We start from the raw sequence: 13,271 nt of genomic DNA, 5'->3' as shown, positions 1-13,271 counted from the left end.
ATCGACAGATCGAGGGGGCGTTCGGTTTTCGGTTACAGCAGGACCGACAGCTCGTCGGCGGCGTCGGCGCCGTAGGCCTTGGTGAGGCGTTCGACGGCCTCGTCCCGGTTGAGGGTCCATTCCTGGGTGCCGGTGGTCTCCAGGACCAGCACGGCGATCAGGGAGCCGAGCTGGGCGGCGCGCTCCAGGCTCAGGCCGGCGCGGTGAGCGGTGAGGAAGCCGGCGCGGAAGCCGTCGCCGACACCGGTCGGGTCGACCTTGGACACCTCGGGCACCACGCCGACACGCACCTCGGTGCCGTCGGCGTCGACGACGAGCACGCCCTCCGAACCCAGGGTGGTCACCCGGATGCCGACCTTGGCGGCGATCTGCTCCTCGGTCAGGCCGGTCTTCTGCAGCAGCAGGCCCCACTCGTACTTGTTGGTGAACAGGTAGGCCGCGCCGTCGACCAGCTCGGCGGCCTGCTCGCCGTCGAGGCGGGCCAGCTGCTGGGACGGGTCGGCGGCGAAGGCGATGCGCTGGGCCTTGGCCTGGCGGGTGTGCGCGACCATCGCCTCGGGGTCGTTCGCGCCGACCAGCACCAGGTCGACATCGTGCGCGTCGGCGATGGCGGCGACATCGATATCGCGCGCCTCGCTCATCGCGCCCGGATAGAACGAGGCGATCTGCGCCATCGCCTCGTCGGTCGTGCAGACGAACCGCGCGGTGTGCGCCGTGCTCGACACGTGCACCGCCGAGCAGTCGACGCCGTTGGACTCGAGCCACTGGCGGTACTCGGCGAAGTCGGCGCCCACCGCGCCGACCAGCACGGGCCGCTGCTTGAGCAGACCCATCGCGTAGGCGATGTTGCCCGCCACGCCGCCCCGGCGGATCTGCAGGTCGTCGACGAGGAAACTCAGGGACACATGGTCGAGCTGATCGGCGAGCAGCACGTCGGCGAACTTGCCGGGAAAACGCATGAGGTGGTCGGTGGCGATGGATGCGGACACAGCAACAGACACGAGGCGAGGCCCCTTCGACATTAGGCGCGGGAACAGAAAAGCCCGAGATCACCAGATCTCGGACTTCAACGGTAGCAAGCGCCACACCCCCTGGGGTTCACCTCCGCGCTACGGTTTTCGGCCGCCCCGCGACCGAGGGGCGATACGTCACGGCGAAGCCGGAGTATCGCCCCTCGGTCGCGGGGTTACGAGGCCGAAAACCCGCGGCGCCAGCCGCCAATCGACACTGCCGAAAACCCGCGGCGCCAGCCGCCAATCGACACTGCCGAAAACCCGCGGCGCCAGCCGCTAGTTGAAACTGTCGCCGCAGGCGCAGGAGCCGGTGGCGTTCGGGTTGTCGATCGTGAAGCCCTGCTTCTCGATGGTGTCGACGAAGTCGATCGAGGCGCCCTGGATGTAGGGCGCGCTCATGCGGTCGACGGCGAGCTTCACGCCGGAGAACTCGACGACGATGTCACCGTCGAGGACGCGGTCGTCGAAGAAGAGCTGGTAGCGCAGGCCGGCACAGCCACCCGGCTGGACGGCGATGCGCAGGGCGAGGTCGTCGCGACCTTCCTGGTCGAGCAGCGCCTTCGCCTTGGCGGCGGCAGCGTCGGTCAGCGTCGCACCGTGGGTCTCGGTGGCGGTCTCGTTCTGCACAGTCATGGACACTCCTAAGTCGGCCGGCCCGCGTAACGGACCTCAGGTGCACAGCGCACGACTGATTTCAACACCATCGCGGCGGCTGCTATTCCTATTTTGCCACCCCCGCCACGCAGCGTGGATTCGACCTGGGTGGTTCACCCCACAGTACGCGTCGCGTCGGCGTGACCCAGCTCGCACTCCGGGCGCCGATGAGACCGGGCGCACCGCTCGGCGGACCGCATTTCCCGATGCTCGGCACTATCGAATAGCCTGGTGAACGTGAAATTGTTCCGTCGCGACGAGTCCAGCACCATCGACGAGTCCGTCGACCCCTCGGTGCCGGATGTCGAACAGACCGCCACCGCACCCGCCTCCACCACCCCGGGCAAGGGTCGCCCGACCCCGAAAAGGCGTGAGGCCGAAGGCAAACGGCGCGGCCCGGTGGCGCCCGCCCCGATGACCGCCAAGGAAGCCCGCGCCCGCCGCAAGGCCGCGAAGGGCTCCAAGGAAGACCGCAAGGCCGCCGCGGCCGACCGCCGCGCCGCCGTGCAGGACCGCCGCGCCCGGATGCTGGCCGGCGAGGACAAGTACCTGCTGCCCCGCGATCAGGGCCCGGTACGCGCCTATGTGCGCGATCTGGTCGACGCCCGCCGCAACCTGGTCGGCCTGTTCATGCCGATGGCGCTGGTGCTGATCCTGTCGATGTTCGTCGCCCCCGGGCTGCAGACCATCGTGACGCTGGCGATGCTGGTCATGATGGTGTTCATGATCATCGAGGGCTTCGTGCTCGGCAAGATCGTGAACAACCGGGTGATCGAGCGCTACCCCGACACCACCGACACCGGCTTCAAGCTGGGCTGGTACGCCTTCGTGCGCGCCTCGCAGATCCGCAAGATGCGCGCCCCCAAGCCGCGGGTCGGCCCCGGCGACGCCGTCTGAGTTCGCCCTCACGAATTCCGTTCCACCCGCGGGTGGGGCGGCATTCGCGCGTTCAGTGATGCCCGGGGCGGATGTCGGTGGCATAGCCGGCGATGGCGGCCAGTTCGGCGTCGATGCGCTGGGCGTCGCGGTCGACGACGCCGGTCGAGCCGGCGGTCCCGCGCCCGATGAGGACGGCGAGTCCGATGATGGTGGCGAGGACGATCGAAAAAGTAACCATGGCAGAAATTTTGCGCTCGTCAGTTTTCGGCCGAAAGTGGCGGTACTGTCATTGTGCGTAAAAATTCGGCCAGATAGCATGGGGTGATGCTGTCCAAGGTCTCGGTCGTCCTCAACGACAAACTCGCCATGTTCGAATTCGGCGTCGTCTGTGAGGTTTTCGGGCTCGACCGCACCGCCGACGGTCTGCCCGGCTTCGACTTCAAGGTCTGCGGGGCCACCCCCGGCAAGCCGCTGCGCTCCACCACGCCGGGCGTCTCGGTGACGCCCGAGTACGGCCTCGACGAGCTGGTGCACGCCGACCTCGTCGCCATCCCGGCCTTTCCGTTCACCGTCGGCCACAGCTACGACGAGCGGGTCGTCGAGGCGGTCCGGGCGGCCTCGGACGCGGGCGCGATCGTGCTGACCGTGTGCTCCGGCGCCTTCCTGGCCGGCGCGGCCGGGCTGCTGGACGGGCGCAAATGCACCACGCACTGGCGCTACGTCGACATCCTGGCTGCCCAGTTCCCCGAGGCGACCGTCGACCCGGACGTGCTGTTCGTCGACGAGGGCAACCTGATCACCAGCGCGGGCACCGCGGCGGGCATCGACGCCTGCCTGCACCTGGTGCGCCGCGAGATCGGCACCGCCGCGGCCAACGGCATCGCCCGCCGGATGGTCGTGCCGCCCCAGCGCGACGGCGGCCAGCGCCAATTCATCGAGCAGCCGGTGCCCGAATGCCGCTCCGAGGGCCTGTCGACCACGCTGACCTGGCTCACCGAGAACCTGGCGCACCCGCATACCGTCGACGAGCTGGCCGCCCGATCCAGCATGTCCACCCGCACCTTCGCCCGCCGCTTCGCCGCCGAGACCGGCACCACCCCGGTCAAGTGGCTCACCACCCAGCGCGTCCTGTTCGCCAAGCACCTGCTCGAGGCCACCGACATGCCGCTCGAACGCATCGCCGACCAGTCCGGCTTCGGCTCCGGCGCACTGCTGCGCCACCACTTCCAGCGCCAGGTCGGCATCGCCCCCACCGAATACCGCCGCCGCTTCGGCGGCCCCACCCGCGAGCCCGCCTCCTCGTAGGGAGCGAGCGCGCGCCGTGTGGCGCGATCCGGTCTCGCGCCGCCGATCCCTTGGTGAACAGCACAGTTCTCCACCCGGTCGGCCTGTAGACCCTCAGCATCGCCTTGACTGTCCCGCGCGCTCATCGACAGGCTGGTCTGGTGCTTCATGCTGGGTGGGGAAATCTTCGGACGCTGACAAGAGCGCTCTCGGTCGTCACGACGGCCGTGGTCCTGTCGTCGATCGGCTTGTCGACGGCCACCGCCGGACCGCTCGCCGCACCGGTAACGCGCACTCCCGCAGGCGGTTTCGAGGAGCTGCTGGTCCCGTCGAGCATGGGGCCGGTGCGGGTGCAGGTGCAGTGGGCCGCGCGCGGTGGCAGCTCGGCGCTGTATCTGCTCGACGGGCTGCGCGCGCCGTCCGATCACAGCCAGTGGACCACCGACACCGACGTGCTGCGCCGATTCGCCGGTGACGACGTCACCTTGGTGTTCCCGGTCGGCGGGCACTCGAGCTTCTACACCGACTGGTACCGCCCGAGCAGCACCAATCGGCAGGCCACGACCTACCGGTGGGAGACCTTCCTCACCCGCGAACTGCCGGACTTCTTGGCCGGATACGGCGTCTCGCGCACCGACAACGCGATCGTCGGCGTCTCCATGGGTGGCAATGCCGCGCTGACCCTGGCCGCCCATCATCGTGACCAGTTCCGGTTCGCCGGATCGTTCTCCGGCTTCCTCAACCCGGCCTACCCGCTGTGGAATCAGGCCATGCGCGCGGCCATGCTCGACGAGGGCGGGTTCAACATCGACGACATGTGGGGCGCCGCGGGCGATCCCGCCTGGAGCCGCAACGACGCCACCGTCCAGGCCGAACGGCTGCGCGGGCTGCCGATCTACGTCACCACCGGCAACGGCGTCCCCGGCCCGCTGGATCTGCCCAACGGCGTCGGCGACACCGTCAACGCGGCGGGCATCGAGGCGTTCGCGGTGATCGCGGCCAGTATCTTCCGCGACCGGACCGCGGCCCTCGGCATTCCCGCACGGGTCGATTTCGGCACCGGCACCCACACCTGGCCGTACTGGCAGCAGTCGATCACCACCGCCCGGCCGATGATCCTCGACGCACTCGGCGTCGGCTGATTGCTACCGTGCTGGCATGCCAGCCAGCGCCCCGACCCGCACCCTCGTCCTCGGCGGCGCCCGCTCCGGCAAGTCCGCGTTCGCCGAGAACCTGCTGGCCGAGGCGACCACCGTGCGCTATCTCGCCACGGCCGTGCTGGATCCGGCCGACGAGGATTTCGCCGCCCGGATCGCCGGACACCGCGACCGGCGGCCCGCGCACTGGACGACCGTCGAGAACACCGAGCCCGTAACGGTTCTCACCACCGCGGCGCCCGCGACCCTGCTCGACGACATCGGTACCTGGCTCACCGCCCGCCTCGACGCCCGCGCCGCCTGGGACGCCCCGCGCGGCACCGTCGCCCCCGACTGCGACGCGCTCGTCGCGGCCGTCGAGTCCTACCGGCAGCGGCTGGTGATCGTCTCGCCCGAGGTCGGGCTGGGTGTCATCCCGGCGACCCGCTCCGGGCGGTTGTTCCGCGACGAGATCGGCGCGCTCAACCAGCACCTGGCCCGGGTGTGCGACGAGGCGTTCCTGATCGTGGCCGGGCTGCCGGTCCGGCTGAAATGAGCCGGGTCGGTCGGCGCGACGCACCGTGATCCGGGCAAGATGAGCGTCGAACACCCGGCACCCCTGTCGAAAGGCTTGCAAGTGACACACGGATTCGGACCGGTCGCGGCCCCGGACGCGCAGGTCCGCGCGGCGGCCGAGCAGCGCCAGACGCAGCTCACGAAACCGGCCGGATCGCTGGGACGGCTCGAGACCCTCGGCAACTGGATCGCGGCCTGCCAGGGCGTGTGCCCGCCCCGGCAGTTCGAGCGCGCCAGGGTCGTGGTGTTCGCCGGGGATCACGGGGTCGCCCGGCACGGCGTCTCGGCCTACCCGAGCGAGGTCACCGGGCAGATGGTGGCGAACTTCCTGGCGGGCGGGGCGGCCGTCAACGCGCTCGCCGCGGTCGCGGGGGCGACGGTTCGGGTGGCCGATATCGCCGTCGACGGTGACACCGATCCCGCGGTCGCCCAGCACAAGGTGCGCCGCGGCAGCGGCGCGATCGACCGGGAGGACGCGCTCACCGCCGACGAGGTCGCCGCCGCACTGGCCGCGGGCCGCGCGATCGCCGACGAGGAGATCGACGCGGGCGCCGACCTGTTGATCGCCGGAGACATGGGCATCGGCAACACCACCCCCGCCACCGTTCTCATCGCGACGCTGACCGGCACCGAGCCGGTCGCCGCCGTCGGCCGCGGCACCGGCGTCGACGACGCGGGCTGGATCCGCAAGGTCGCCGCCATCCGCGACGCCATGCGACGGGCCCGGCCCGTCGCCACCGATCCGGTCGACCTGCTGCGGGTCGCCGCGGGCGCCGACTTCGCCGCCATGGCCGGATTCCTGGCCCAGGCCGCGAACCGCCGGACCCCGGTCGTGCTCGACGGTGTCGTCGTCACCGCCGCCGCCCTGGTCGCCGAGGACCTCGCCGCGGGCGCCAAGGAATGGTGGCTGCCGGGCCACCGCTCCACCGAACCGGCGCACGACCTGGCCCTCAAGCATCTGCGCCGGGAACCACTGGTCGACCTGGGCATGCGACTGGGCGAGGGCTCGGGCGCGCTCACCGCGCTGCCGATCCTGCGCGCCGCCGTCGCCACCCTCGCGGAGATGTCGACCTTCGCCGACGCGGGCGTCAGCACCGCCGACGAACTGGACGCCGTCGACCTGAGCAAGTGATCACGGTCGCGACGGGCACCGTCAGCCGCAGGTCGTTCCCTGTGCACGCCAGGTCGTGCCAGCGCGCCCGGTGCCGATCCGCAATTCGTGGCGTCGCGCGAGGTGGCCGGGCCCGCCACCACCGCGGACCCATGACGATCACCCGTTCGCCGCGGTCGCGGAGCGCGTCGTGAACAGCGTGCGGCTGGCTGTTTCCTGGCTCACCGTCCTGCCGGTGCGAAGCCCCGATACCGTCGACCGGCGGGCAGCGGGCCAGGCCATCGCGCTCGCGCCGCTGGTCGGGCTGCTGCTCGGCGGGGCGGCCGCCGCGGCGATGCGGCTGTCGGTGGCCGCGGGGCTCACCACACTGCTGGCCGGACTGCTCACCGTCGGGCTGCTCGCGCTGCTCACCCGGGGCATGCACCTGGACGGTCTGGCCGACACCGTCGACGGCCTGGGCAGCTACGGTCCGCCCGAGCGGGCCAGGCAGATCATGAAGTCCGGCGGCGCGGGACCGTTCGGGGTGGCGGCGCTGATCTTCGCCATCGCGATCCAGGCCGTCGCCTTCGCCGCGCTGGCCGGCGAGCAGCGGTGGGTCGCGATCGTGCTGGCCGTGGCCCTGGGCCGGGTCGCCGTGGTGCTCGCCTGCCGTCGCGGCATCCGCGCGGCCCCCGACTCCGGGTTCGGCACGCTGGTGGCGGGCACCCAGCCGCTCGGCCCCGTCCTGATCTGGCCGATGGCGGCCGTGGTGGCGGCGGTATTCGCGGTGCCAGCCAACCTCTGGCTCGGCCCCGTGGTGACCGTCGCGGTGCTCGCGCTGACGATCACGCTGACCCGGCATTGCGTCCGCCGCTTCGACGGGCTCTCCGGCGACGTGCTCGGCGCCGTCGTCGAGATCACTGTTTCACTTGCGGCCGTTGGGTTCTCGCTCGCGGGTTAGTCCACCGCCCAGCGATGTGAAACCTGCATTGGTCACAAGCTCGGGACGGCGGCGGTTGTGTGGTCGCACAGACAGTCCGCTCATCGGTACTCGGGTGCTCCCCCAGCACACCGGTGGCAATACAGTGTTGACATGTCTTCCGAGCGCCTCTACTTCCGCCAGCTACTGTCCGGCCGGGATTACGCCGTCGGCGATCCGATCGCCACGCAGATGCGCAATTTCGCGTATCTGATCGGCGACCGGGAGACCGGCGAAACCGTCGTCGTCGATCCCGCCTACAAGGCATCGGACCTGGTCGACGTCGCGACCGCCGACGGGATGACCGTCACCGGCGTGCTCGCCACCCACCACCATCCCGACCACGTCGGCGGCACCATGCTCGGCTTCACCCTCGGCGGCGTGCGTGAGCTGCTGGAGAAGACCAGCGTCGCGGTGCACGTGAACAAGCAGGAACTGGACTGGGTCGCCCAGACCACCGGAATCGCGCCGAGCGAACTGACCGGCCACGACAACGGCGACAAGGTGAAGGTCGGCGCGCTCGAGATCGAGTTATTGCACACCCCCGGCCACACCCCGGGCAGCCAGTGTTTCCTGTTCGACGGCCGCCTGATCTCCGGCGACACCCTGTTCGTCGACGGCTGCGGCCGCACCGACTTCCCCGGCGGCGACTCCGACGAGATGTTCCGCAGCCTGCGCCACCTGGCCGCCCTCGACGGCAACCCGGTCGTCTACCCCGGCCACTGGTACTCCGAACAGCCCAGCGCCGAACTGTCGGCCATCCGCGACAACAACTACGTCCTTCGCCCGCAGACCTTGCAGCAGTGGCAGGCCCTGATGCCGGGCTAGGCAGACGAACTCGGCCATCACGCCCCGACCTCGAGGAGGGGCAGGCCGACGCAGTCGGCCGTCGCGGCCGTCCCGTCGGTCGGGTTGCCGTTGCGTAGGCGACACAGGAGCGAGCAACGGTGCCTGACCGACGGGACAGAAGTGGCCGCGACTCGAGCGCGCCGGCGCTCCGATTACACCGTGCGCATCCACCCGTGGGTGTCGGCGAAGGTGCCGCGCTGGATGCCGGTCAGCGTGTCGCGCAGCGCCATCGTCACCTCGCCGGGCTCACCGCCGCCGATGCTGAACTCGCCGTCGGCCGAGCGCACCCAGCCGACCGGGGTGATCACCGCGGCGGTGCCGCACGCGAAAACCTCGCTGATCTCGCCGGATTCGGCACCCTTGCGCCATTCCTCGACCGAGACCTTGCGCTCCTCGACTGGGTAGCCGGAATCGGCGGCCAGGGTGAGCAGCGAGTCGCGGGTGATGCCGGGCAGCAGCGAGCCGGACAGCTCCGGGGTCACCAGCCGGGCCTCGGAACCGGTGCCGTAGACGAAGAACAGGTTGTTGGTGCCCATCTCCTCGACGTAGCGGCGCTCGCAGGCATCCAGCCACACGACCTGGTCACAGCCCTTTTCGGTGGCTTGAGCCTGGGCCAGCAGCGAGGCGGCGTAGTTGCCTGCCACCTTCGCCTCGCCGGTGCCGCCGGGGGCCGCGCGCACATACTCGGTGGACAGCCACACCCGCACCGGCTTCACCCCGCGCGGGAAGTACGCGCCGGCCGGCGAGGCCAGCAGCAGGTACTTGTAGGCCGCCGCGGGCTTGACGCCCAGGCCCGCCTCGGTGGAGAACATGAACGGACGCAGGTACAGCGAGTCCTCGCCGCCTGCGGCGGGCACCCAGTCGGCGTCCACGTCGAGCAGCTGACGCACGGATTCGACGAACAGCTCCTCCGGCAGCTCGGCCATCGCCATCCGGGCGGCCGAGCGGCGGAAGCGCGCGGCGTTGGCGTCGATCCGGAAGGTGGCGATGCTGCCGTCGGGCTGCCGGTAGGCCTTGAGCCCTTCGAAGATCGCCTGCCCGTAGTGGAACACCATGGTCGCCGGGTCCATCGACAGCGGGCCGTACGGCTCGACCCGCGCGTTGCCCCACGCGCCGTCGGCGTAGTCGATCGACACCATGTGATCGGTGAAGAACCGCCCGAAACCGGGGGCCGCCAGTACCTCTTCCCGCTGCTGCGCCGAAACGGGCGCCGGATGCGGAATACGAGTGAACTGTGCAGCGACTGTCATGATGCGATCCTATCCATTGCGCGGAATTACTTCGTTTTGGTGTCGACGAACGGCGGCTTGACCACCTCGCAGCGCAGCCTGCGCCCACGCACGTCGACCTCCACCTCATCGCCCGGTTCCAGCTTCGCGGTGGTGTCGAGCAGGGCCAGCGCGATGCCGATCTTCAACGACGGCGAGAACGTCCCCGAGGTGGTCTCGCCGACCGGTTCGCCGTCGCGCAGCACGGTCTGCCCCTGCCGCAGCACGCCGCGATCGAGCGCCTTCAAACCCATCAGGGTGCGGCGCGGGCCGTCGGCCTTCTCCTGCTCGAGTGCCGCCTTGCCCCAGAACTCCGGCTTCTTCCAGCCGACGGCCCAGCCGGTGCGGGCCTGGTTCGGGGTGATGTCGAGGGACAGCTCGTGGCCGTGCAGCGGGTAGCCCATCTCGGTGCGCAGGGTGTCGCGCGCGCCCAGCCCGGCCGGCTGGCCGCCCGCGGCGAGGACCTGCGCGGTGAGCGCGCGGAAGACCGCCTCGGCGTCGGCCCAGCGGGGCAGCAGCTCGTAGCCGTGTTCGCCGGTGTAGCCGGTCCGGCACACCCGCACCGGGCGGCCGTCCCATTCGGCGTCGGCGTAGGCCATGTATTCCATGTCGGTGGGCAGGCCGAGCGCGGCCAGCACCTCGGTCGACCGGGGGCCCTGCACCGCGAAGACCGCGTAGTCGCGGTGCTCGTCGGTCACGGTGACGCCCTCGGGCGCCACGGTGCGCAGCTCGGCGACGACGGCCGCGGTGTTGGCGGCGTTGGGCACCAGGAACACCTCGTCGTCGCTGACGTAGTAGGCGATCAGATCGTCGATCACGCCGCCGTCGGCGGCACAGCACAGCGTGTACTGGGCCTTGCCGGGACGGATCCGGGCCAGATCGTTGGTCAGCGCCGAGTTCACGAACGCCGCCGCGCCGGGGCCGGCGACCGTGGCCTTGCCCAGGTGACTCACGTCGAAGAGTCCCACGGTGGTGCGCACGGCGGTGTGCTCGCCGACGGTGCCGCCGTACTGCACGGGCATCTCCCACCCGCCGAACGGCGCGAAGGTGGCTCCGAGTTCGACGTGAACAGCGTGGATGGGGCCCTCGAGCAGCGCGTTGTCGGTCATGGCCGAGAGCTTATCGGTCCCTCCCGGCACCACGCGAACCTCCGAGCAGGGGGGTGCGAGCCCCGACGTCGGCGTCGGTGCCGGCCGCCGTCATCGGGGTCCGGGTCGCCCGCGCACGAAAGCCGATGCCGGGCAACGGCGGTAAGGTCGTGGCCGTGAGTGAGATGTCCGGCCGCAGGTTCCGCACCGTCTCCCGGATGGACCGGGTGCTGAGCCAGACCGTGTCCAGGATCCCGGAGTCGTCGGTGGACCGGGGCATGCTGCGCCTGACCAAGTCCGCCAACACCGGCGGTCTGTGGCTGGCCGCGGCGGCGGTGCTGGCGGTCAAGCCCGGCCAACCGCGCCGGGCCGCCCTGCGCGGGGTGATCGCGCTGGCGGGGTCGAGCTTCACGGTGAATCTGGTGCTCAAGTCACTGATCCCGCGCCGACGTCCCCCGGCCGAACTCATGCCGCACGGCAGGCGCCTGATCGACGCGCCGGTGTCGTCGTCGTTCCCGTCGGGGCACAGCGCCAACGCCGCGGCCTTCGCCACCGCCGTCGCCCTGGAGAGCCCGCGGACCGCACTCGCCGTCGCCCCGGTGGCCGCCGCTGTCGCCTATTCGCGCATCCACACCGGCGCGCACTGGCCGTCCGACGTTCTCGTCGGTGCCGCCGTCGGCACCGGTGTCGCGCTGGCCACCCGCCGCTGGTGGCCGATCCGCGAATCCGACGAGGCGGACGCGCACGTGGTGCGCGACGCGCCCGCCCTGGTCGACGGCAAAGGTCTACTGCTGCTGATCAATCCGCGCTCCGGCGACTCCGCCTACGACCCCACCGCCGACATCGCCGAGGCGCTGCCCGCGGCCACCCTGCTGCACACCGAGCCCGGACGCGACGCCGTCGAACTGTTGCAGGAGGCCGTCGACTCCTCGATCGTCGCGGTCGGCGCGGCCGGGGGTGACGGCACCATCGCCGCGGCGGCGGCCGTCGCGGTGCGCAATGATCTGCCGCTGGTCGTCGTCCCGGCGGGCACCCTCAATCACTTCGCGCGCGACCTCGGCGTCTACGACCTGCGCGAGGTCGTGGACGCGACCGGCGCGGGCGAGGCCGTCGAAGTCGACATCGCCGCCGTCGAGTTCGACACCCCCGAGGGGCCGCGCACCCACTACCTGATCAATACCGCCAGCATCGGCGCCTACCCCGAACTGGTCCGGCTGCGCGAGAAGTGGGAGGACCGCTGGGGTAAGTGGCCCGCGTTCGCGGCGGCGCTGATCGTCATGCTGCGCCGGGCCGAACCGACCCGCGTCCGGATCGACGACCGCTGGCACGATCTGTGGTTCCTGTTCATCGGCAACGGTCCGTACCATCCGCACGGCGCGGTCCCGGCGTTCCGGTCCCGGCTGGACGAAGGCCTGCTCGATGTCCGCTGGCTGCGCGCCGACGTCCGGTTCTCCCGCACCCGTGCCGTCATCGCGCTGATGCTGGCCGCCATCGGGCACAGCCGGGTCTACGGCGAGCGCCAGATGCACGAGCTGTCGGTGGCCGTGCACGTCCCCGTGTCGGTGGCCGCCGACGGCGAAGTCGTCGGTACCGCACGCGATCTGCGCTTCACCATCGCGGGCCGCATCCCGGTCTACCGGCGCAACGAGGACAACCCGCGCTGGGAGAACCGGGCGCGACCGCACCATCGCCGTCCGCTGGCCTGGCTCACCGACCGCCGTCGCTGATTTCCTCACGAACCCGTCTCACCTCGATCACCATCGGCCACAACAACCTTGCGCGGGCCCCCGCACCTGTGGACATGATGGATTCATGAGCTCACCGGACGGCGCCCGTCCGATCACCGACACCGAAGCCACCCGCCGCTGGGACCCGTGGACCCCGAGCGTCGTCGCCGCCCGTCTCGACTCCTGCTTCGCGCCGTGGGCGGTCGCGGGCGGCTGGGCGATCGATCTGTTCGCGGGCGGGATCTCCCGCGCGCACGGCGACATCGAGATCGCCGTCCCCCGAACGGCTTTCCCCGAGATCGCCGACGCCTTCCCCGAATACGAGTGGGACATCGTCGGCGACGGCCACCTGTGGCCCTACGCCCGCGCCGCCGACCGCGACGACCTGCACCAGACCTGGCTCCGCGATCCCTACACCGGCGCGTTCCACCTCGACGTCTTCCGCGAACCCCACGACGGCGACACCTGGATCTGCCGCCGCGACCCGACGATCACCCTCCCCTACTCCGATCTGATCCGCACCACCCCCTCCGGCATCCCCTACCTGATCCCGGAGGTCGTCCTGCTGTTCAAGGCAAAAGCCCACCGCCCCAAGGACGACGCCGATCTCCGCCGAGCACTGCCGCTGCTGTCCGAGCAGCGCCGCGCCCGCCTGACCTCGTGGCTGGAACTGGTCCACCCCGACCACCCGTGGCTGAGCAGGACCGCGGCCTGACCCTCGGCCGGGT

At 70.9% G+C, this 13,271-nt stretch carries 14 protein-coding genes; 9 read left to right on the top strand and 5 right to left on the bottom strand.

Translation table 11 applies throughout. The features are described from left to right. Positions 1–32 precede the first annotated feature (32 nt). Positions 33–1,022, bottom strand: a complete 990-nt coding sequence (locus tag ACIO52_RS26040) for a carbohydrate kinase family protein (RefSeq protein WP_255587322.1) — start codon at positions 1,020–1,022, stop codon at positions 33–35. 267 nt (positions 1,023–1,289) lie between these two features. Continuing rightward, the gene (erpA, locus tag ACIO52_RS26035; RefSeq protein WP_067496006.1) at positions 1,290–1,646 is read right to left on the bottom strand and encodes an iron-sulfur cluster insertion protein ErpA; all 357 of its coding nucleotides are present in this window, start codon (positions 1,644–1,646) and stop codon (positions 1,290–1,292) included. Between the two features lie 258 nt (positions 1,647–1,904). On the opposite strand from erpA, the gene ACIO52_RS26030 reads away from it, so the two are divergent. Then, positions 1,905–2,564, top strand: coding sequence for a DUF3043 domain-containing protein (locus ACIO52_RS26030; RefSeq protein WP_218717133.1), 660 nt, complete (start codon positions 1,905–1,907; stop codon positions 2,562–2,564). Between the two features lie 52 nt (positions 2,565–2,616). On the opposite strand, the gene ACIO52_RS26025 is transcribed toward ACIO52_RS26030, so the two are convergent. Next, positions 2,617–2,784 carry a hypothetical protein gene (locus ACIO52_RS26025; RefSeq protein WP_316573299.1) on the bottom strand — a complete coding sequence of 56 codons (168 nt, stop codon included), beginning with the start codon at positions 2,782–2,784 and terminating at the stop codon, positions 2,617–2,619. An 86-nt stretch (positions 2,785–2,870) separates the two neighbouring features. On the opposite strand from ACIO52_RS26025, the gene ACIO52_RS26020 reads away from it, so the two are divergent. From ACIO52_RS26020 to ACIO52_RS25995, 6 genes are all read left to right on the top strand, one after another. Continuing rightward, on the top strand, positions 2,871–3,851 hold the full coding sequence (locus tag ACIO52_RS26020) for a helix-turn-helix domain-containing protein (protein WP_402647508.1): 981 nt from the start codon (positions 2,871–2,873) through the stop codon (positions 3,849–3,851). A 206-nt stretch (positions 3,852–4,057) separates the two neighbouring features. Beyond that, the gene (locus ACIO52_RS26015) at positions 4,058–4,972 is read left to right on the top strand and encodes an alpha/beta hydrolase (RefSeq protein ID WP_402647505.1); all 915 of its coding nucleotides are present in this window, start codon (positions 4,058–4,060) and stop codon (positions 4,970–4,972) included. 16 nt (positions 4,973–4,988) lie between these two features. Further along, on the top strand, positions 4,989–5,522 hold the full coding sequence (locus tag ACIO52_RS26010) for a bifunctional adenosylcobinamide kinase/adenosylcobinamide-phosphate guanylyltransferase (RefSeq protein ID WP_402647502.1): 534 nt from the start codon (positions 4,989–4,991) through the stop codon (positions 5,520–5,522). A gap of 39 nt (positions 5,523–5,561) precedes the next feature. Further along, a complete protein-coding gene (gene cobT / locus ACIO52_RS26005; RefSeq protein WP_218717137.1) occupies positions 5,562–6,674 on the top strand; it encodes a nicotinate-nucleotide--dimethylbenzimidazole phosphoribosyltransferase in 1,113 nt (370 codons plus the stop codon). A gap of 169 nt (positions 6,675–6,843) precedes the next feature. Then, positions 6,844–7,593 (top strand): adenosylcobinamide-GDP ribazoletransferase, encoded by a 750-nt coding sequence (locus ACIO52_RS26000; RefSeq protein ID WP_402647499.1) that lies wholly within the window; start codon positions 6,844–6,846, stop codon positions 7,591–7,593. A 132-nt stretch (positions 7,594–7,725) separates the two neighbouring features. Further along, on the top strand, positions 7,726–8,439 hold the full coding sequence (locus ACIO52_RS25995; RefSeq protein WP_218717139.1) for an MBL fold metallo-hydrolase: 714 nt from the start codon (positions 7,726–7,728) through the stop codon (positions 8,437–8,439). Positions 8,440–8,612: 173 nt separating this feature from the next. On the opposite strand, the gene ACIO52_RS25990 is transcribed toward ACIO52_RS25995, so the two are convergent. Together ACIO52_RS25990 and gcvT are read right to left on the bottom strand one after the other, a co-directional pair. Beyond that, positions 8,613–9,710 carry a branched-chain amino acid aminotransferase gene (locus tag ACIO52_RS25990; RefSeq protein ID WP_218717140.1) on the bottom strand — a complete coding sequence of 366 codons (1,098 nt, stop codon included), beginning with the start codon at positions 9,708–9,710 and terminating at the stop codon, positions 8,613–8,615. 26 nt (positions 9,711–9,736) lie between these two features. Beyond that, positions 9,737–10,837 (bottom strand): glycine cleavage system aminomethyltransferase GcvT, encoded by a 1,101-nt coding sequence (gene gcvT, locus ACIO52_RS25985; RefSeq protein WP_316573295.1) that lies wholly within the window; start codon positions 10,835–10,837, stop codon positions 9,737–9,739. Between the two features lie 164 nt (positions 10,838–11,001). Here gcvT and ACIO52_RS25980 point away from each other — a divergent pair, with 164 nt between their 5' ends. Both ACIO52_RS25980 and ACIO52_RS25975 read left to right on the top strand, forming a co-directional pair. Then, positions 11,002–12,543 carry a bifunctional phosphatase PAP2/diacylglycerol kinase family protein gene (locus ACIO52_RS25980; RefSeq protein WP_255587327.1) on the top strand — a complete coding sequence of 514 codons (1,542 nt, stop codon included), beginning with the start codon at positions 11,002–11,004 and terminating at the stop codon, positions 12,541–12,543. 85 nt (positions 12,544–12,628) lie between these two features. After that, positions 12,629–13,258, top strand: coding sequence for a nucleotidyltransferase domain-containing protein (locus ACIO52_RS25975; RefSeq protein WP_218717142.1), 630 nt, complete (start codon positions 12,629–12,631; stop codon positions 13,256–13,258). Positions 13,259–13,271 lie beyond the last annotated feature (13 nt).

Origin of the sequence: Nocardia sp. NPDC087230 (assembly GCF_044744725.1) — a bacterium.
In the GTDB taxonomy this organism is placed as follows: domain Bacteria; phylum Actinomycetota; class Actinomycetes; order Mycobacteriales; family Mycobacteriaceae; genus Nocardia; species Nocardia canadensis.
The sequence above is the reverse complement of the archived record's forward strand: the minus strand, read 5'-3'. Positions and strand labels throughout refer to the sequence as shown.